Origin of the sequence: Tatumella sp. UCD-D_suzukii (assembly GCF_000611875.2) — a bacterium.
GTDB lineage: Bacteria > Pseudomonadota > Gammaproteobacteria > Enterobacterales > Enterobacteriaceae > Tatumella > Tatumella ptyseos.
Map to the genome: position 1 here is coordinate 322,783 of NZ_JFJX01000049.1, position 17,743 is coordinate 340,525.

Genomic DNA, 17,743 nt, shown 5'->3' on the forward strand with positions numbered 1-17,743 from the left:
ATTAAAAATAAACTGATCAGGCCCGTATGAATTTAGAACACCATTTCCTTATCGCGATGCCTTCGTTACAGGACACGTTGTTTAAACGTTCCGTCGTCTATATCTGTGAGCATAATGATGAAGGCGCTATGGGCTTAATCGTTAATAAGCCAATGGAAAACCTGACGATTGAAGGTATCCTGAAAAAATTAGAGATTACGCCGACACCCACCCACGGCAGCAGAGTACTGGACTATCCGGTCTACAATGGCGGCCCGATGGCCGAAGATCGCGGGTTCATATTGCATACCCCTTCGCACAATTTTTCTTCCAGTATTTCCATTTCTGAAGATACCGTACTGACCACATCAAAAGATGTCCTTGAATCTCTGGGCCGTGAACAGCAACCCGAAAATGTGATTGTCGCGCTGGGTTACTGCACATGGGATCAACAGCAACTGGAGAGTGAAATTCTGGAAAACTCGTGGCTGACGGTCCCGGCGACCCCGGAGATCCTGTTCCATACCCCGGCGTCTGAGCGCTGGCGCAGTGCGGCCAGGCTGATTGGTGTGGATATTTGCCAGATTGCCAGCGAAGCGGGGCATGCCTGATGTCGGTCAAAACATTGCTCGGTTTCGATTTCGGAACAAAAAGTATCGGGATCGCTATCGGTCAGCAACTGACCGGAACAGCCCGCCCCCTGACCGCGATTAAGGCTCAGGACGGCATTCCTGACTGGTCAAAAATTGAAAAGCTGCTGAAAGAATGGCAACCGGATTTAGTCGTCGTCGGTTTACCACTGAATATGGACGGTACTGAGCAGCCACTGACTGCCCGTGCCCGTAAATTTGCCAACCGCCTGCATGGCCGCTTTGGCGTCGCCGTGGAATTACAGGACGAACGGCTAAGTACGGTGGAAGCCCGTGCGGATCTGTTTGAACATGGCGGATATAAAGCGTTGAGTAAAGGTAATGTGGATTCAGGCTCCGCGGTGATCATTCTGGAAAGCTGGTTCGATCACCACGCCTGATGAAAATGATCCCGTACTGATCAGCGTCAGCAATACTTCCGGCAATACGCTTTACTATCTATACGGCTAAGTGATCATCCATGCCAGAATTGAATTTTACATCAGCATAAACGGGGAGTTATCGATGAAACAAAGTATCAAAGGTCTGCTGTGCAGCGCACTCTGCTGTTTGACGCTATCTGCCGTAGCGGCACCACATCCGTCAAGCCTGCAAGGTGTTACCGGCAAACCGGTGGCTCTGACGCTGGATGCGAACCCAACCACCGGGTATCAATGGATGGTCAGCAGGTTACCCCAGGGTTTACTGTTAATTCCCGGCGATTACACCCAGTCTTCTGACTGTAAACCAGGCATGGTCGGCTGTGGCGGACAACAGACGTTTTATCTGCTGGCAGAAAAACCCGGCATTTCCACTCTGAAACTGATCTACGGCCGTACGTTTGATAAAACCAGTTGGCAGGAAAAGAGTATCCGGGTGGAGATCAGCGCTGCTCCGGTGAAAAAGTAATACAGGCCCCTCCTCCGCTATTATCCGCTTTGCGATAAAATTATTCTCAGGGTTCAGGACAGTGGCAGCGGAGGGCTCTGCCTCAGGGCTTGTGAAAAACTTTGCATTCCCGACTGCATACCGGTCTCAATCATTCCCGGCAGTTGGTGCGTTTTACCCTCACGGATCACATTAGCCACCGCAGGAGTATTCACCAGCACTTCAAAAATCGCCCGCTGCTCTGCCCCTGGCGTCCCCGTGCTGAGCAATCGCTGACTGATCACTGCCGCCAGGCTTTGAGCCAGCTGGGTTCTGACCAGTGCTTTATCATCGGCCGGTGCACTTTCCAGAAGTCTTTCCACCGATTGTGCGGCATTCACCGTATGCAATGTCGCCAGCACCAGATGGCCGGTTTCTGCTGCCGTCAGCGCGAGGCGCAAAGTCCGGTTGTCCCGTAATTCACCCAGCATAATAATATCCGGGTCCTGGCGTAGCGCTGCCGTCAGGCCTTCACTGAACGTCGAAAAATGGGCTCCTGCCTCCCGTTGCTGAATAAGAGAGCGCTGGCTGTGGTGAAGATATTCAATCGGGTCTTCCAGCGTAATAATGTGGCGTGCCGCACTGGTGTTCACCCGGCCAATCATGGCCGCCAGAGAGGTCGATTTTCCGCAGCCTGTCGCACCGGCCACCAGCAGCAGGCCATTGTTTCGTTCCAGTAACCGATAGCTGATCGCGGGTAATCCCAGTGCCTCCATCGCCGGGATTTCTGCACGCAGAATACGCAGTGACAGTGATAAACCGCATTGTTGCCGGAACAGGGAGGCGCGTAACCGCGTTCCGTCTGTTGCTGTTATCGCCAGATCACAGTGCCCCTGTCGGGAGAGCTGTTGCTGCTGCAGGCGGCCCAGCCATCGTTCACAGAAATTACTGATCTGTTGTCCGGTCACCGGAGCCGTATTATTCAGGGCTTCGAGTTGTCCGTGACATCGCCACCAGGGGAAATGTCCACAGCAGAGATGCAGATCGGAGGCATTATGCTTTACACTAAGGGCAATAATTTCATCCAACTCCATAAAATAGTCCGTTATGACTTTCATCCAGCATAATTTACAGCAAGTCCGGCAGCGTCTCGGTGCTGCTGCCGAAAACTGCGGTCGGGATCCACAGCAAATTACGTTGCTGGCCGTCAGTAAAACCAAACCTGTGAGTGCTATCCGGGAAGCATGGCAGGCAGGCCAGCGGTGTTTCGGCGAGAATTACGTCCAGGAAGGGGTCGAAAAAATTGCTCAAACCCGGGATTTGCCGGAAGCTGAATGGCACTTTATCGGCCCGTTGCAATCCAATAAGAGCCGTCTGGTGGCTGAGAATTTTTCCTGGTGTCATACCATTGACCGGCTGAAACTGGCGCAGCGTCTGAATGACCAGCGTCCGTCACATCTGCCGCCACTCAATGTACTGATACAGGTCAATATCAGTGATGAGCAGAGTAAATCCGGCATTTCTCCGCATGAAATACCGGCGCTGGCTCAGCAGATTGCACTGTTGCCGCAACTGAAGCTCCGTGGTCTGATGGCTATTCCTGCTCCGGAGACAGAATATCAGGCACAGCTCGCGGTCTGCCGTCGGATGGCGGAGGAATTCCGTACACTTAGTACGTCATACAGCAATATTGATACGCTATCGCTGGGAATGAGCGATGATATGGAAGCTGCCATTGAAGCCGGCAGCACGATGGTACGTGTCGGTTCAGCCATTTTCGGTGCCCGTCACTATCCGCCATCTTCACAATAACTGAGGACACTCATGTACACTCTGACTTTTCTGGTCAAAACAATTATCGATCTTTACGTCATGGTGCTGCTATTACGCATCTGGATGCAATGGGCTCGCTGTGATTTCTATAATCCACTGGCTCAGTTTATCGTCAAAATCACCCAGCCGGTGATCCGCCCCCTGCGTCGGGTTATTCCTGCTATCGGACCTATCGATACAGCCTCGCTGGTGCTGGCGCTGGTGCTGACGATTATAAAATTCCCGGTGCTGATGCTTATCCAGTCCGGCGGGTTTGCTATCGGCCCTTACAATATTCTGATAGGTGTCCTGTCATTGCTGAAAGCGGCCGGTAACCTGGTCTTCTGGGTCATCCTGGTACGTTCATTAATGAGCTGGGTCAGTCAGGGACGCGGCCCGATGGATTATGTTCTGCTGCAACTGACCGAACCGCTGATGTCCCCAATCCGCCGTTTTCTGCCGGCTATGGGCGGCATCGACTTCTCGGCCATGGTGGTCGTGCTGATCCTTTATGCGCTGAATTTCCTTGGGATGGATATCTTCCCCGGGCTCTGGTACCTGCTGTAATCCTGAATTATTGGAAAAATTATGCAAAAAGTAGTTCTGGCGACCGGTAATGCCGGAAAAGTACGTGAGCTGGCCGAACCGCTGGCGGCTTTCGGCCTGGACATCGTCGCTCAGACCGACCTCGGCGTGGATGCGCCGGAAGAAACCGGTCTGACCTTTATCGAAAACGCGCTGTTGAAAGCACGCCATGCTGCACAGGTCACCGGCCTGCCGGCCATAGCCGACGATTCCGGACTGGCGGTAGAGGCATTGAACGGTGCCCCGGGCATCTGGTCTGCCCGCTATGCCGGCGAAGATGCCAGCGACAGACAGAACCTGGATAAATTACTGGCGGCGATGAAAGACGTGCCGAAAGATAAGCGCCATGCCGCATTCCATTGCGTCCTGGTCTATCTTCGTCATGCAAATGACCCGACACCGCTGGTCTTCCACGGGCGCTGGCCTGGAGTGATCATCCGTGAAGCCCATGGCGAAGGCGGATTCGGTTATGACCCGGTGTTTTTGCTGCCGGAGTCAGGTAAGACAGCAGCAGAGATGACCAAAGCAGAAAAGCTGGCAGTCTCTCATCGCGGTCAGGCACTAAAACAATTACTGGATGCGCTGGGTCATGGGTAATCTGCCACCGCTGAGTCTGTATATCCATATTCCATGGTGTGTGCAGAAATGTCCCTACTGCGACTTCAACTCACATGCGCTGAAGGGTGATGTTCCGCATATGGAATACGTCGGCCATCTGCTGGCTGACCTGGATAATGACATCGCCCTCACTTCCGGCCGTGAGGTCTCCACCATTTTTATTGGCGGAGGCACCCCCAGTCTGTTAAGCAGCGAGGCGATGCAGGCTCTGCTTGATGGCGTACGCCAGCGTGTGCCTGTCGCCGCCGGTGCCGAGATCACCATGGAGGCGAATCCGGGGACGGTGGAAGCCGACCGTTTCAGCGGCTATCAGCGGGCCGGTGTTAACCGGATTTCGATTGGTGTGCAGAGTTTCAGTCAGCAAAAGCTGGAACGCCTTGGGCGTATCCACGGGCCGGAAGAAGCTAAACGGGCAGCGAATTTAGCCGCGGGGCTGGGCCTGCGGAGTTTTAATCTCGACCTGATGCACGGCTTGCCGGATCAATCACTGGACGAAGCGCTGGACGATTTACGTCAGGCGATTGCCCTGGCACCGCCGCACCTGTCATGGTATCAGCTGACTATCGAGCCTAATACCCTGTTTGCCTCACGGCCACCGGTACTGCCGGATGATGATGACCTGTGGGATATTTTCGAGCAGGGCCATCAGCTACTGACCGCGGCGGGCTATCAGCAGTATGAAACCTCCGCCTATGCTAAACCCGGCCTGCAATGTCAGCATAACCTCAACTACTGGCGTTTTGGTGATTACCTGGGCATCGGATGTGGTTCACACGGTAAATTAACGCAGCCGGACGGTGAAATCATCCGTAGCGTGAAGACCCGTCATCCTCGTGGCTTTATGCGGGGCGAATATCTGGATAAGCGTTATACCGTTACCGATAATGAAAAACCGTTTGAATATTTCATGAATCGTTTCCGGCTGTCGGAGCCTTGCCCGCGTGAGGAATTCGTCCGGTATACCGGGCTTAGCGAGCAGCACATCCGGCCTGCGCTGGATAAAGCGATTGCTGCGGGATATCTGAATGAATCTGAAAATGCCTGGCAGGTCACTGAAAAAGGCAGACTGTTTCTGAACAGCCTGCTGGAGATTTTTCTGGAACAGGAATAACGCCTGCTTTACCGCCCGCCACAGTGAATTGCGGCGGGCAGTTCTGAACGGTTACTGATCCAGTTGCTGATAGATGGCAGTCCGTTGTTTTTCCAGCGATCCGGCTTTTTGACAAACCTCATGACCAAACTGCTGAAAGTCAGCTTCCTGCTTATTCACTTCACTGCGCACCGCTTGTTGCAGTCCCCCCAGGTTCCCCATCAGGGCCTGTAGCGGATTACTGCCATTCCCTCCGTTACCGGAGCTGCTGCCCAGTTCATTGAGACTATCCTGCAAAATGCCACCCATGGTGCTCTGTACCAGCTTATCACCCTCAGCACGTACCTGATCGATAGCGGCGTGATGGAACATTAGTCCGTCGCTGCGGTGTTCAATGATCCGGTTCATCTGCGCTTTCAGTTGAGTATCCAGCGTTGTCAGCCGGGTCCGGACATGACTGCCGCTGCCCAGCTTTTCGACGATGATTTTATCCAGTGCAACACGGCTGGTTTCCAGACGCTGACGAGCCCCCTGGTCTATCCAGGGTAAATCACGCCGCACAGCCGCCTGATAAGCAATGGCCTGCTGACGCAGTGTTTGGTCCGGCGTTACCGCTTTACCGTTAAACGTCATCTCTCCCTGAGGAGTGATGGTCAGATTGCCATTACTGCCACTGACAGCAACCTGCTGTGCCGTGACAGTAATATCATCCTGCGGCTTCACAGAACATTGATAATCGGCCCGGGCAACCTGGGCGGTTGCCAGCAATATTCCGGCAGCGATCACTTTACGTAGCATGCACACTCCTATCTGTCTGAACATCGGATACTGATAGCGCATTAGCGCGCTGAGAGCGAAATACCGCTATCAGAGTTCAGCAGCGTCTTCATCCCACCAGACATCAAACAGTTCAGTGACTTTAATGTCGGACAGCTGACGAGCTTCCAGCCACTCACGTACCGCTTTACGATGTTCTTCGGTACATTTACCGGTCTGCTGCAGGCAGACCAGCCCTTCCCACTGCAGATATCCACTGCCATCGTAGGCCAGGCCATTCGGCTCGATAACCTCATCCACAAAAGCATCCAGGGTGGCATCAATATCGGTTTCAGAGGTGCCGGCAGCGAACGTCCAGCTGACAGAAAAGCCCAGTTCCTGGAATTCCGCCAGGTGCATTTTTTTACGTAAACGACGACTGCGTTGTACTGTCATTATTTGATCCTCTCAAACATTAAGTCCCAAACTCCATGGCCAAGACGCTGACCACGTTGTTCAAATTTAGTGACCGGGCGCGATGCCGGGCGCGGTACAAAGGTTCCGTCCGCAGACTGGTTCTGAAACCCGGGGATGCTTTGCATGACTTCCAGCATGTGCTCCGCATAGTTTTCCCAGTCGGTGGCCATGTGGAACACGCCGCCCAGCTTCAGCTTGCGTAATATCAGTTCAGCAAAAGGTACCTGTACAATACGGCGTTTATTATGACGCGCTTTATGCCACGGGTCAGGGAAAAACAGCTGTACCATGCGTAATGAATTATCCGGGATCATCGTTTCCAGCACTTCCATCGCATCATGACACATGACGCGCAGATTGCTGACACCCGCTTCGTGGGCCGATCCCAGACAGGCTCCGACACCCGGCGCATGAACTTCGATACCGAAGAAGTCCTGGTGCGGGTTTTGCTCAGCCATGGTGACCAGCGATGCCCCCATACCGAAGCCGATTTCCAGCACGACCGGTGATTCCCGGCCGAACAGCTCTGCAAAATTAACCGGCTGCGGAGTAAACTCGACACCCATCTGTGGCCAGTAGTGATCCAGCGCGTGTTGCTGTCCTTTTGTCAGCCGTCCCTGACGGCGGACAAAGCTGCGAATACGTCGCAGCGGACGGCCGTCTTCGTCAAATTCCGGCGTGATGACATCATTGATCATAGGAGTGCCTGTTGGTTTACCTTTTCGGGAAAAACGGGAATTATGCAAAGTTCGGCCACGGAAGCAAGCCTTTGCAATCTTCATGTTTACAGTCAGGCAGGTCTGTGCTGGAATTCCTGTCCTGATCTTAGCTTAGCTTCTGTGGAAATATTTGCTGTTATGATGCAATCGTCGCTTTTTGCGCAACAAACCCTGGACTGGTACCAACAGTACGGGCGTAAGACCCTGCCATGGCAGCAGGAAAAAACTCCCTACAAAGTCTGGCTGTCTGAAGTCATGCTGCAGCAGACCCAGGTAGCGACGGTGATCCCTTACTTCCAGCGGTTTATGTCACGCTTTCCGACCGTAAGTGACCTGGCGGCGGCACCTCTTGATGAGGTTTTGCATCTGTGGACCGGACTGGGTTACTACGCCAGGGCCCGTAACCTGCACAAAGCCGCCTGCCAGATAACAGAAAAGCATGGGGGGATTTTCCCACAAAACTTTGACGATGTCGCGGCCCTGCCGGGCGTCGGACGCTCTACCGCCGGCGCAATTCTTTCATTATCTCTGGGCCAGCATTATCCCATCCTCGACGGGAATGTGAAACGGGTATTGGCCCGTTGTTATGCCATTGAGGGATGGCCCGGAAAAAGCGATGTGGAAAAACGACTCTGGAAACTCAGCGAGGAAGTGACACCGGCCCGCGGCGTCAGCCAGTTTAACCAGGCGATGATGGATTTGGGGGCCATGGTCTGTACCCGCTCCCGGCCTAAGTGCGAGATCTGCCCGCTGCAATCGGGGTGCATTGCCTTTGCTCATCATACCTGGGAGAAATATCCCGGGAAAAAACCGAAAAAGACGCTGCCGGTGAAAACAGCCTGGTTTTTATTAGTCAGACAGGGTGACAATGTGCTGTTGCAGCAACGGCCCCCGGTTGGCATCTGGGGCGGGTTATACTGTTTTCCGCAATTCGACAGCGAACAGGCAATGTTCAGCTGGTTAAGCGCGCACAATATCGGCGGTGAGCCCCAACCGATGACGGCATTCCGTCATACTTTCAGCCATTTCCATCTGGAAATTGTGCCCTGGTTACTGACATCACCGGAATTTGGCGCGTTAATGGATGAAAGTGGCAGTCTCTGGTATAACTTAGCCCGAGCTCCCGCGGTCGGACTGGCAGCCCCGGTTGAGCGACTGTTACATGAACTGAAACACCCGCAACAGATGGCATTACATTCGCGTAAGCCTAATGAGGAAGAATTATGAGCCGCACTATTTTTTGTACCTATCTGCAACGCGAAGCCGAAGGCCAGGATTTTCAGCTGTATCCGGGAGAACTGGGCGCCCGCATTTTCCGGGAAATTTCAAAACCGGCCTGGCAGGAATGGATGACAAAACAGACGATGCTGATCAATGAAAAAAAACTCAGCATGATGAACCCTGAAGACAGAAAAGTGCTGGAACAGGAAATGATCAACTTCCTGTTTGAGGGGAAAGACGTTCATATTGAAGGCTATACTCCACCGGCACAGTAACCGGCCGGTCCTCATCCGAAACCTTACATCCTACAATCAGCCAAACAAAAAAATGAAAAAACTGTACCCGTTTCTGGTGATTGCCCCATTACTGGTTTCCTGCTCCAGTCATAAGCCCCCGGCGTTTAATGAAGACTGGGTGAAGGACACCAATGGTTTCGATATTCTGATGGGCCAGTTTGCCCATAACATCGAGAATATCTGGGGGATCAATGAGGTTCTGATTGCCGGTCCGAAAGACTATGTGAAGTACAGTGACAATTATTATACCCGTAGTCACATTAACTTCGACAGCGGTAAAATAACCGTCGAGACCATCGCCGGGACGGATCCGATGGCAAGCCTGCGGCAGGCAATCATCACCACGTTACTGGTTGGCGAAAACCCGGGTAACGTCGATCTGTACTCCGATGCGAATGATATCAAACTCAGCCAGGAACCCTTGCTGTATGGTGAAGTGCTGGATAATACCGGTCATTCCATTCGCTGGGAGGGCCGGGCCGCCAGTTTTGCCGACTACTTACTGAAACACCGCCTGCAGCGCCGTATGTCAGGGCTGCATGTCATTTGGTCCGTGACTATCCCGATGGTGCCTAACCATCTGAATAAACGTGCTCACAAGTATTTGCCGTTGGTTCGTCAGGCTTCGGAACAGTATGGTGTTGATGCCTCACTGATCCTGGCAATTATGCAGATAGAGTCCAGCTTTAACCCCTACGCCGTCAGCAATTCTGATGCACTGGGACTGATGCAGGTGGTACAGCATACCGCCGGTGTGGATGTTTTCCGTATGAAAGGTAAGTGGGGTAAACCCAGCCGGAGTTATCTGCTGGACCCGGAAAATAATATTGATGCCGGTACCGCGTATCTCTCATTGCTGCAGAAAAGTTATCTCGCAGGGATCACTAACCCGCTATCGCGACGTTATGCGGTGATCACCGCTTATAATGGCGGTGCCGGGAGTGTACTGAGGGTATTCTCCGGTAACAAAGACCAGGCTCTTGATATGATTAATGCCATGTCTCCGGATGAAGTGTACCAGACACTGGTTAACAACCATCCGTCAATGGAATCACGCCGTTACCTGTATAAAGTGAACAACGCTGAGCGCAGCTATTATCGTTATTGACCGGAACCCCGGAGCCTGAATGGCTCCGGGGTCTGTCGTTCAGGCCGCTTACGCCCCGGGAAGAACAACCCAGCCATACAGCCGTTCATTCTGTTGTTCATCTTCGCGGATATAGACGCCCTGCAGTTCCGGAGAGAAGCCCGGTAACTGATTGATGCCTTCTTCCAGTGCCAGAAAGTAATCCCGCACCGCCCCGCCCCAGATTTCACCAGGAACGACGCAAAGCACACCCGGCGGATAAGGCAAAGCTCCTTCGGCCGCTATCCGGCCACTGGCTTCCGCCAGCGGGACCAGCTCAACTTCACCACGCAGATAAAGATGATGAGCCTTCTGCGCATCCATCGCCACCACAGGCAGACTTTTTTCCCGGAACATGGCTTTTTGCAGATCTTTGACCCGATAGCTGACATAAAGATTATGCATTTCCTGGCATAAGCGGCGCAAAGTGTACCCCTGATAACGCTGCTCATACTTGCGGTAGATCGTAGGCAGTACATCTTCCAGCAATGCATCCTGTTGCACATGTTCTTCAAACTGTGCCAGCATCGCGACCAGATGAGCCATTTTATCTGCACTTTCTGCCGGGGTAAGCAGGAACAAAATCGAGTTCAGGTCGCATTTTTCCGGCACAATACCGTTTTCCCGCAGGTAATGTGCGAGGATCGTCGCCGGGATCCCGAAGTCGCTGTACTCACCGGTGGCTGCATCAATACCGGGTGTGGTCAGCAGTAATTTGCAAGGATCCACCAGATATTGTCCGCGGGCATAACCGGAAAATCCGTGCCACCGCGCCTCCGGTTCAAAACTGAAATAGCGGCGATTGCTGGCCAGTATGCCGGTAGGAATATCCTCCCAGCGCTGCCCGCCCACCGTTTCCGGCAGGAACGGCCGGATCATTTGGCATCGGGACAGGATAGCTTTACGCGCTTCAATCCCCAGGATGACACAGTCCTGCCACATCTTCCGTCCGGCCTGCCCCTGGTGAATTTTTGCGTTCACATCCAGTGCGGCAAACAGCGGGTAAAACGGGCTGGTGGAAGCATGCAGCATAAACGCATTGTTCAGGCGCTTATGCGGACAGAACCGCCGCTGCCCGCGGATATGATTATCCTTTTTATGGATCTGAGAAGTCTGGGAAAAACCTGCCAGCTGCTTATGGACCGACTGAGTGACAAATATGCCGGGATCTTCCGGGGTCAGTTCCAGTAACAGAGGCGAACAGTCTGCCATCATAGGAATAAACTGTTCATACCCGAGCCAGGCGGAGTCGAAAAGAATATAGTCACAGAGGTGACCGATTTTATCCACGACCTGCCGGGCATTGTAAACCGTACCATCATAAGTACCGAGTTGTATGATAGCCAACCGGAACGGGCGTTTATCCTCAGCGCGGTGGGGAGCAACTTTTTGCAGCTGCCCCCGCAGATACTCTTCTTCAAAACAATGAGCATCAATGCCGCCGATAAACCCGAACGGATTCCGCGCCGCTTCCAGATACACCGGTGTGGCGCCGGCCTGAATTAAGGCGCCATGGTGGTTAGACTTGTGGTTATTACGGTCAAATAATACCAGATCGCCCGGGGTCAGCAGGGCATTGGTCACAACTTTATTCGCGCTGGAGGTGCCGTTAAGGACAAAGTAGGTTTTATCTGCGTTGAAGACACGGGCAGCAAATTTCTGGGCATCTTTGGCCGAACCTTCATGGATAAGCAGATCCCCCAGCCGGACATCTGCATTACACATGTCAGAACGGAAAACATTCTCACCATAAAAGTCATAAAACTGCCGGCCGGCCGGATGCTTACGGAAGAACTCTCCTCCCTGATGACCCGGACAGGCGAAGGTGCTGTTTTTCATCGACACATAGCGGGTCAGCGTATCGAAAAACGGGGGGAGCAATGTTTGCTGATATTCACAGGCAGCCTCTTCCAGTGCCTGATGGCCGGCATCATCCGGCTGATAAATGCCGCGAACACCCTTCTGCTGAAGATCCGGGGACAACGGGCCACCGGCAACAAATACCGGTAAATTGAAGCCACTGTGGTTCAGCAGAGACAGCATCCCCATCGATGCATCCGCATGGGTCAGTACGACGGCAGCAATATCGGTAAAATCGGTATGTTCCAGTGATACCAGCGCTCGCGGTGAAGTGATCTGCGGGATCAGTGCGGCACTGGCCGCAATTTTTAATGGTGTCATGACACAAATCCCCAAAGGTCAAGGATGAGTGGGTGCACATAGGCACGGCAATGAGGATAGTTCCCCGGCGAATAATGTCAGATATCTGGCTGTGAACCGGATCAGGGTTCAGGATGATAGACATCAGTAAAATCAGAACAGTTTCTGTTTTTACTCATGCCCAACAATGAGCCAATGGCTGGCTTCACCGCATGGTGACTGAGTGGATTTTCCGGCAGGTGCCCGTCAACCGCAGGTTAAGGATCCGCAGCCGGGGTAAAACATTACGAGCAGAGCAACGCATCTTTTGCACCGTAATAACCTCTCAGGGCAGTGAATAACGTCAGAAAATAAACGGCGCTCATAATGTCACCTTTGACAGGGACAGGCAAGCAATAATTAATCAAACCATTTACGCCAAAAATCAAATTAACTTATTGTTTATTAATGAGAAATAAAAAACATCAGGAATGAATAAACGTATTTACTGATTTTATATTCATTACGAAACGTAACACAGCCCGTCCCTGCTCATTGTTGTGAAAACACTATCCTGCCTGCCCCCCGGTTGAGCATCGGATCCTGTGCAACCACCCCATTATTCCATCGCCATTTTGACGGCCTCACCCAGCTTCACCATCACCTGCCGGTGTTTTTCAATCGGTGGCAGAGCACAATTGATCCTCAGGCAATTTCTGTATTTACCGGAAGCTGAAAATAATGAGCCAGGTGCGACGTGAATTTTCAGACGACATAACTGGCGGGAAACACAAACCATATCGACCTGCGCTGGCAACTCAACCCACAACATAAAGCCCCCTTTCGGCCGGGTCACGCAGATGCCACAGGGAAAGTATTCCCGCAGCCAACCGGTGTAAATTTCCATATTGCGCTGATAAATTTGCCGCATACGGCGCACATGGCGGTGATAATACCCTTCACGAATGAAAGCAGAAACCGCCATCTGGGTTGACGGGACATTAGTGCCGCTGACAGCATATTTTTTCTGCAACAGACGATCGTAATTCCGCCCGGGGATAATCCAGCCAATACGCAGGCCGGGAGCGATGGTTTTAGTAAATGAGCTGCACAGCATCACCCGACCGTCAATATCCATGGAATGGATGGTCTGTGGCCGTGGATAATCGGTGGCCAGATCACCATAAATATCATCTTCGAAAATCACAATGTCATGACTCTGGGCCAGTGCCAGTACCGCTCGTTTACGCTTATCGGGCATGATAAACCCTAGCGGGTTATTGCAGTTCGGTACCAGGATCACCCCTTTGACCGGCCACTGTTCCAGAGCCAGTTCCAGTGCTTCAACACTTATCCCGTTAACAGGATCGGTTGGGATCTCAATAGCTTTAAAGCCTAAGCCGCGCAATAACTGCATTGTGCCGTAATAGGTTGGTGATTCAACCGCGATAATATCCCCGGGCTCGCACACGGCCAGCAAAGCCAGCGATAATGCATTATGACAACCACTGGTGATCACCACGTCATCCGCTGTGACCCTCGAACCGGCACCCAGCATCAGGCGTGCGATCTGCTCCCGCAACTCCCTCTGCCCGGTCAGAGCATCATATTTCAGAATATCTCCGCTATCATGGCGGATCACTTTGCTGAACTCACGCCACAGCGGTTTCAGACCGGGCTGCTCCATATCCGGTGAACCGCCGCCAAAGGTAATGACGTCTTTATCATCACGCACATTCAGCATGCTCAGCACCTGTTCCCATTGGGTAATCTCCACCGGGCGTTGGATCGGACGAGACATCTGGGGAACCGGAGCCTGTAGCTGTTGCGGAGCCACAAAGTATCCGGAGCGGGGTTGTGCAGTGATCAGTCGTTGTTGTTCAAGCAACTGATAGCTTTGCTGAACGGTACTGATGCTGACACCATGTTCCTGGCTCAGGCGGCGTACTGAAGGTAGTTTTTCGCCTTCCCGGTAGAATCCCTGCTCAATACGCTGCGCCAGAAGATTAGCCAGATGCTGGTAACGCGTCATGCTGTATCCTTAATTTTCACCATACAGATTAATTAACCAGTACAGATAAGTGAATAACCTGCGAAACAGTCACATTTTTAGCTAATCTGTATGCTGAATAAAAGTATTTTTTGTGTCTGTATTGTTTATGCAGGGATCGGTGAAGATAAAGCCTCTGATAACACGCGGGGGTAGCAGAATGGAATTTCATGAAAACAGAGCAAATCAGCCATTTATTGGCTACGTCTTACTGGCCAGATCACTGAAACGAGTATGGCTGCACAGAAGAAACCGGCGGGATCTTCAGCAGGTGAATAATGAGCCACCGAAAACGGCTGGAAAGCGACAGAATGATTCGGATTAACCGCAGCAGATCCCCCTGGCTCGCCAGGCACTGCGAGGCATTTCGGATGTGCGGGAGTTTATACTGCCACAACCGTGGGTATCGCCGATCGTCTTCTGTCGGGATACCTGCAACTCCTTTACGTTATTACGCTGTTTTATTTTAGATATCCGCCCTGATATGCTGAATTGCTGTGTATAACCGCACCGCCTTGTAACGCGCATTATTTATCCGGGAGTTATTCATGTTTCAGGCCATATTGATTGAAAATGACAAACAGGGTTACAGAACCACATTAAGCCGGATAGACGATGCGCAGTTACCTCCGGCATCGGTATCACTCGATGTGTTGTTTTCCGGGCTGAATTATAAAGATGCGCTGGCAATAGAGAATAAGGCACCGATTATCCGTCAGTTTCCGATGGTACCGGGGATCGATTTTGTCGGCCGGGTTACCTCGAGCCGCCATCCACGATGGCGTCCCGGCGACCTGGCTATTCTGACCGGTTACGGGGTCGGTGAAAGTCACTGGGGCGGTCTGGCAGGAAAAGCCTCCGCAGACGGCGACTGGCTGGTCGCGCTTCCTGAAGCGCTAACGCCTGCGGACGCAATGGCCATCGGGACTGCCGGGCTGACCGCAATGCTGTGCCTGATGACCCTGGAAAAGCAAGGGATCACCCCGCAGCAGGGGGAGGTTCTGGTGACCGGTGCCAGCGGAGGCGTCGGGAGCTTTGCCGTCTGGCTGCTGGCAAAAGCGGGTTACCGCGTCATTGCCAGCACAGGAAGGCCCGATGACAGTGAGTATCTGCTGAATACCCTTGGCGCATCACGTATTATTCCGCGTGAAACGCTGAATAAGCCTGCGAAACCGCTGGCGAAAGAACAATGGGCTGCTGCCATAGATACTGTCGGCGGCCATACGCTGAGTAATGTACTGGCAGGCACTGCCCGTTATGGCGTGGTCGCTGCCTGTGGCATGGCTCAGGGACTGGACCTGCCCGCCAGTGTGGCACCCTTTATCTTACGTGCCGTGACTCTGGCCGGGGTCGACAGTGTGATGTGCCCGATGCACCGCCGCCAGCAAGCCTGGGAAAGGCTGGCTTCACTCTGCGACAGTGAACATCTGAGAAGAATGACCAAAACGATACCGCTGGCATCCGCCATCAGTCATGCTGATGACTTACTTCGCGGGCAGGTTCGTGGCAGACTGGTGGTGGATTGTTACTCTTCTGCGGAACCGTCGGTCTGACGATCCGCAGAGCCATTGCTCAGGAAAAAAGATGAAGACTCGCCCGGTGATCACCATACATTATTGCAGCCAGTGCCAGTGGCTGCTTCGTTCTTCCTGGATGGCCCAGGAATTATTAAGTACCTTTGCCGATGATCTGGCCGCCGTTACACTGAAACCCGGTCGCGGCGGGATCTTTGAAATTCATGCCGACGACCATCTGTTATGGGAAAGAAAACGTGACGGTGGTTTTCCGGATGCGGTCAGTCTGAAAAAACGGGTCAGGGACTATTGTTTCCCGGAAAAAGCGCTGGGGCATATTGATAATCCGGGGAAACCCGGCAACTGAGCCGCCCTTACCCTTAGCCCCGTTCAATCCGCTTTGCAGCGTCGTCCAATGCATCGATAATGGCGTACAGCGTTTCCTGCGAGATTTCCGGTTCCGCCAGACGGGTATTCAGTGCCGTCCTCAGGTTATGTACCGCCCTTTCAATCTGCGGGATACGGCGATTTTTCCCGGCCACGGCCAGCGTCTTCAGCCGGGCCGTAATTTCCTGTAATTGCTGCTCACCATCTTTCAGAAATTGTTCCCCGTACCCCGTCAGCTGGTAGCTCTTGCGCCCGGACCCCGGGTTTTGCGGCACAATAGCATCCATCTCTTCCAGCAGCATCAGCGCAGGATAAATAATCCCCGGGCTTGGGCTGTACTCTCCCTGTGCCAGGGTTTCTATCGACTTAATCAGCTCATAACCATGCGCGGGTTGCTGCTGCAGAAAGCTTAAGATCAGTAACCTGATTTCTGCAGCATCCAGCATTTTCTCACGACGACGGCGTTGATGTGATCCGGGTTGGGAAATATTCATAATCTCGTTCCTTTTCTCTGTGCCGGAACCCCCCGGCGGGCAGAGTTATTATCCTTTTCGGTGCCAGTAAGCTACGCCCCGCACCAGGGCGGGATGGCAGTCACGCTGGCCGGTAAAGTAATCACTTAACATTTTGACAGATTCCCCTTCCCCGGTCAGCCAGATGAAATAGTCATCCTGCGGTAACTCCAGTGAAGCCAGTTGTTGCAGGCTGTGCCGGACCCCATCGGTATTCATCGAGCCCGCTCCGTAGCACGTCAGCTCAGCATTGTCCGGTAGCGACGGCAGATAATTTTTTACCAGGGATTCATCGGTAAAAGCCAGCAGGATCAGCTTCTCAGCGTGGGTTTCTGCCAGCCTGCGTTGCAAAGCGGGCAGACCGGTTTCGTCAAAGACGAACAATTGGACCCGGTAATCTGCCGGCACAATCAGTGAGCCACGAGGCCCGCCGACCGCCAGCCTATCCCCCGCTTTCGCGTTTTCTGCCCAGTCGCTGGCAACGCCTTTTTCATGGCGATAAAAATCCAGTGTCAGCCGCGATTTCCCGTCGAAAAACAATGGGGTGTAGTCTCTGGCTGCCGGACGCTCTCCGCCTGGCCAGACTATCCCTTCTTCCGTGATTTCCGGCAAACGCAACCGGCCGGTCTGCGGGTCAGGGAAGAAAATCTTACTATGGTCATCAAACCCCGGAGAGTGATAACCCGCAAGCTCTTCGCCGGTAAATTCAATCCGCCAGAATTTTCCGGCAATCAATTGTTTATTGCTGACGGTAATCTGACGAAAACGTAATTCATTTTTTACCCGTTCAGGCAACGCACGTCCCGAGGATAATGTATCTGACATAAAATTCTCCCGCATTAGTCTTCAGCCTTCCCTTCAGGAAGGGTTTTATCATGGAATGATTCTCATTTACCAGATTGCAATCTATCTATGATATATCTTTACTTCAAGAGGAAAACAGGGTTTCTGCCAGGAAAAATGCAC

At 52.7% G+C, this 17,743-nt stretch carries 21 protein-coding genes; 13 read left to right on the forward strand and 8 right to left on the reverse strand.

The annotated features are described in order from the left end of the window. Nucleotides 1–26: 26 nt before the first annotated feature. The 3 genes from CG67_RS09655 (at nt 27) to CG67_RS09665 (ending at nt 1,517) form a co-directional block, all read left to right on the forward strand. Nucleotides 27–590: a YqgE/AlgH family protein gene (locus tag CG67_RS09655; RefSeq protein ID WP_025902743.1), complete on the forward strand. Its 564-nt coding sequence runs from the start codon at nt 27–29 to the stop codon at nt 588–590. After that, nucleotides 590–1,009: a Holliday junction resolvase RuvX gene (ruvX, locus tag CG67_RS09660; RefSeq protein ID WP_025902744.1), complete on the forward strand. Its 420-nt coding sequence runs from the start codon at nt 590–592 to the stop codon at nt 1,007–1,009. The genes CG67_RS09655 and ruvX overlap by 1 nt, the downstream gene beginning before the upstream one ends. Nucleotides 1,010–1,133: 124 nt before the next feature. Beyond that, the gene (locus CG67_RS09665; RefSeq protein WP_051170918.1) at nt 1,134–1,517 is read left to right on the forward strand and encodes a protease inhibitor I42 family protein; all 384 of its coding nucleotides are present in this window, start codon (nt 1,134–1,136) and stop codon (nt 1,515–1,517) included. A gap of 53 nt (nt 1,518–1,570) precedes the next feature. On the opposite strand, the gene CG67_RS09670 is transcribed toward CG67_RS09665, so the two are convergent. Next, the gene (locus CG67_RS09670) at nt 1,571–2,569 is read right to left on the reverse strand and encodes a type IV pilus twitching motility protein PilT (RefSeq protein ID WP_025902746.1); all 999 of its coding nucleotides are present in this window, start codon (nt 2,567–2,569) and stop codon (nt 1,571–1,573) included. A gap of 13 nt (nt 2,570–2,582) precedes the next feature. Between CG67_RS09670 and CG67_RS09675 the strand changes: the two genes are divergently transcribed. From CG67_RS09675 to hemW, 4 genes are read left to right on the forward strand one after another with little or no spacing between them, the layout of a single operon-like run. Beyond that, complete coding sequence (locus tag CG67_RS09675) at nt 2,583–3,287, forward strand: YggS family pyridoxal phosphate-dependent enzyme (protein WP_025902747.1); 705 nt, start codon at nt 2,583–2,585, stop codon at nt 3,285–3,287. 12 nt (nt 3,288–3,299) lie between these two features. Beyond that, nucleotides 3,300–3,854 (forward strand): YggT family protein, encoded by a 555-nt coding sequence (locus CG67_RS09680; protein ID WP_025902748.1) that lies wholly within the window; start codon nt 3,300–3,302, stop codon nt 3,852–3,854. A 21-nt stretch (nt 3,855–3,875) separates the two neighbouring features. Next, complete coding sequence (gene rdgB, locus CG67_RS09685; protein ID WP_025902749.1) at nt 3,876–4,469, forward strand: RdgB/HAM1 family non-canonical purine NTP pyrophosphatase; 594 nt, start codon at nt 3,876–3,878, stop codon at nt 4,467–4,469. After that, on the forward strand, nt 4,462–5,601 hold the full coding sequence (gene hemW, locus CG67_RS09690) for a radical SAM family heme chaperone HemW (RefSeq protein ID WP_025902750.1): 1,140 nt from the start codon (nt 4,462–4,464) through the stop codon (nt 5,599–5,601). The genes rdgB and hemW overlap by 8 nt, the downstream gene beginning before the upstream one ends. Nucleotides 5,602–5,652: 51 nt before the next feature. Here hemW and CG67_RS09695 read toward each other — a convergent pair whose 3' ends face one another. From CG67_RS09695 to trmB, 3 genes are all read right to left on the reverse strand, one after another. After that, nucleotides 5,653–6,378: a DUF2884 family protein gene (locus CG67_RS09695; RefSeq protein WP_025902751.1), complete on the reverse strand. Its 726-nt coding sequence runs from the start codon at nt 6,376–6,378 to the stop codon at nt 5,653–5,655. A 69-nt stretch (nt 6,379–6,447) separates the two neighbouring features. Continuing rightward, on the reverse strand, nt 6,448–6,792 hold the full coding sequence (locus tag CG67_RS09700) for a YggL family protein (protein WP_025902752.1): 345 nt from the start codon (nt 6,790–6,792) through the stop codon (nt 6,448–6,450). Next, nucleotides 6,792–7,511 carry a tRNA (guanosine(46)-N7)-methyltransferase TrmB gene (gene trmB, locus CG67_RS09705; RefSeq protein ID WP_025902753.1) on the reverse strand — a complete coding sequence of 240 codons (720 nt, stop codon included), beginning with the start codon at nt 7,509–7,511 and terminating at the stop codon, nt 6,792–6,794. Before trmB ends, CG67_RS09700 begins: the two co-directional genes overlap by 1 nt. A gap of 159 nt (nt 7,512–7,670) precedes the next feature. Between trmB and mutY the strand changes: the two genes are divergently transcribed. The 3 genes from mutY to mltC are packed head-to-tail and all read left to right on the forward strand — an operon-like array spanning nt 7,671 to nt 10,157. Next, on the forward strand, nt 7,671–8,759 hold the full coding sequence (mutY, locus tag CG67_RS09710; RefSeq protein WP_025902754.1) for an A/G-specific adenine glycosylase: 1,089 nt from the start codon (nt 7,671–7,673) through the stop codon (nt 8,757–8,759). After that, nucleotides 8,756–9,028, forward strand: coding sequence for an oxidative damage protection protein (locus CG67_RS09715; protein ID WP_025902755.1), 273 nt, complete (start codon nt 8,756–8,758; stop codon nt 9,026–9,028). Before mutY ends, CG67_RS09715 begins: the two co-directional genes overlap by 4 nt. Before the next feature lie 52 nt (nt 9,029–9,080). After that, nucleotides 9,081–10,157, forward strand: a complete 1,077-nt coding sequence (gene mltC / locus CG67_RS09720; protein WP_025902756.1) for a membrane-bound lytic murein transglycosylase MltC — start codon at nt 9,081–9,083, stop codon at nt 10,155–10,157. Between the two features lie 48 nt (nt 10,158–10,205). On the opposite strand, the gene CG67_RS09725 is transcribed toward mltC, so the two are convergent. Both CG67_RS09725 and CG67_RS09730 read right to left on the reverse strand, forming a co-directional pair. After that, nucleotides 10,206–12,356, reverse strand: coding sequence for an ornithine decarboxylase (locus tag CG67_RS09725; RefSeq protein WP_025902757.1), 2,151 nt, complete (start codon nt 12,354–12,356; stop codon nt 10,206–10,208). A gap of 577 nt (nt 12,357–12,933) precedes the next feature. Next, nucleotides 12,934–14,346, reverse strand: a complete 1,413-nt coding sequence (locus CG67_RS09730; RefSeq protein WP_025902758.1) for a PLP-dependent aminotransferase family protein — start codon at nt 14,344–14,346, stop codon at nt 12,934–12,936. A 178-nt stretch (nt 14,347–14,524) separates the two neighbouring features. Here CG67_RS09730 and CG67_RS17480 point away from each other — a divergent pair, with 178 nt between their 5' ends. From CG67_RS17480 to CG67_RS09740, 3 genes are all read left to right on the forward strand, one after another. Continuing rightward, nucleotides 14,525–14,689: a DUF1127 domain-containing protein gene (locus tag CG67_RS17480; protein WP_071780150.1), complete on the forward strand. Its 165-nt coding sequence runs from the start codon at nt 14,525–14,527 to the stop codon at nt 14,687–14,689. A 223-nt stretch (nt 14,690–14,912) separates the two neighbouring features. After that, a complete protein-coding gene (locus CG67_RS09735; RefSeq protein ID WP_025902759.1) occupies nt 14,913–15,917 on the forward strand; it encodes an MDR family oxidoreductase in 1,005 nt (334 codons plus the stop codon). 31 nt (nt 15,918–15,948) lie between these two features. Then, nucleotides 15,949–16,245 (forward strand): SelT/SelW/SelH family protein, encoded by a 297-nt coding sequence (locus CG67_RS09740; protein ID WP_025902760.1) that lies wholly within the window; start codon nt 15,949–15,951, stop codon nt 16,243–16,245. Nucleotides 16,246–16,258: 13 nt separating this feature from the next. Here CG67_RS09740 and CG67_RS09745 read toward each other — a convergent pair whose 3' ends face one another. Together CG67_RS09745 and CG67_RS09750 are read right to left on the reverse strand one after the other, a co-directional pair. Further along, entirely contained in the window at nt 16,259–16,759 is a 501-nt protein-coding gene (locus CG67_RS09745; RefSeq protein WP_025902761.1) for a PadR family transcriptional regulator, read from the reverse strand. Nucleotides 16,760–16,807: 48 nt separating this feature from the next. Further along, entirely contained in the window at nt 16,808–17,602 is a 795-nt protein-coding gene (locus CG67_RS09750; protein ID WP_038024768.1) for a siderophore-interacting protein, read from the reverse strand. Nucleotides 17,603–17,743: the final 141 nt, after the last annotated feature.

What these genes read in the sequence shown, in the direction of transcription:
- CG67_RS09695 (WP_025902751.1), bottom strand. Translation starts at nt 6,378, where the DNA reads ATGCTACGTAAAGTGATCGCTGCCGGAATATTGCTGGCAACCGCCCAG.
- rdgB (WP_025902749.1), top strand. Translation starts at nt 3,876, where the DNA reads ATGCAAAAAGTAGTTCTGGCGACCGGTAATGCCGGAAAAGTACGTGAG.
- CG67_RS09715 (WP_025902755.1), top strand. Translation starts at nt 8,756, where the DNA reads ATGAGCCGCACTATTTTTTGTACCTATCTGCAACGCGAAGCCGAAGGC.
- ruvX (WP_025902744.1), top strand. Translation starts at nt 590, where the DNA reads ATGTCGGTCAAAACATTGCTCGGTTTCGATTTCGGAACAAAAAGTATC.
- trmB (WP_025902753.1), bottom strand. Translation starts at nt 7,511, where the DNA reads ATGATCAATGATGTCATCACGCCGGAATTTGACGAAGACGGCCGTCCG.
- CG67_RS09655 (WP_025902743.1), top strand. Translation starts at nt 27, where the DNA reads ATGAATTTAGAACACCATTTCCTTATCGCGATGCCTTCGTTACAGGAC.
- mltC (WP_025902756.1), top strand. Translation starts at nt 9,081, where the DNA reads ATGAAAAAACTGTACCCGTTTCTGGTGATTGCCCCATTACTGGTTTCC.
- CG67_RS09700 (WP_025902752.1), bottom strand. Translation starts at nt 6,792, where the DNA reads ATGACAGTACAACGCAGTCGTCGTTTACGTAAAAAAATGCACCTGGCG.
- CG67_RS09680 (WP_025902748.1), top strand. Translation starts at nt 3,300, where the DNA reads ATGTACACTCTGACTTTTCTGGTCAAAACAATTATCGATCTTTACGTC.
- CG67_RS17480 (WP_071780150.1), top strand. Translation starts at nt 14,525, where the DNA reads ATGGAATTTCATGAAAACAGAGCAAATCAGCCATTTATTGGCTACGTC.
- CG67_RS09665 (WP_051170918.1), top strand. Translation starts at nt 1,134, where the DNA reads ATGAAACAAAGTATCAAAGGTCTGCTGTGCAGCGCACTCTGCTGTTTG.
- CG67_RS09670 (WP_025902746.1), bottom strand. Translation starts at nt 2,569, where the DNA reads ATGGAGTTGGATGAAATTATTGCCCTTAGTGTAAAGCATAATGCCTCC.
- CG67_RS09735 (WP_025902759.1), top strand. Translation starts at nt 14,913, where the DNA reads ATGTTTCAGGCCATATTGATTGAAAATGACAAACAGGGTTACAGAACC.
- CG67_RS09745 (WP_025902761.1), bottom strand. Translation starts at nt 16,759, where the DNA reads ATGAATATTTCCCAACCCGGATCACATCAACGCCGTCGTCGTGAGAAA.
- CG67_RS09740 (WP_025902760.1), top strand. Translation starts at nt 15,949, where the DNA reads ATGAAGACTCGCCCGGTGATCACCATACATTATTGCAGCCAGTGCCAG.
- CG67_RS09730 (WP_025902758.1), bottom strand. Translation starts at nt 14,346, where the DNA reads ATGACGCGTTACCAGCATCTGGCTAATCTTCTGGCGCAGCGTATTGAG.
- CG67_RS09750 (WP_038024768.1), bottom strand. Translation starts at nt 17,602, where the DNA reads ATGTCAGATACATTATCCTCGGGACGTGCGTTGCCTGAACGGGTAAAA.
- hemW (WP_025902750.1), top strand. Translation starts at nt 4,462, where the DNA reads ATGGGTAATCTGCCACCGCTGAGTCTGTATATCCATATTCCATGGTGT.
- mutY (WP_025902754.1), top strand. Translation starts at nt 7,671, where the DNA reads ATGATGCAATCGTCGCTTTTTGCGCAACAAACCCTGGACTGGTACCAA.
- CG67_RS09675 (WP_025902747.1), top strand. Translation starts at nt 2,583, where the DNA reads ATGACTTTCATCCAGCATAATTTACAGCAAGTCCGGCAGCGTCTCGGT.
- CG67_RS09725 (WP_025902757.1), bottom strand. Translation starts at nt 12,356, where the DNA reads ATGACACCATTAAAAATTGCGGCCAGTGCCGCACTGATCCCGCAGATC.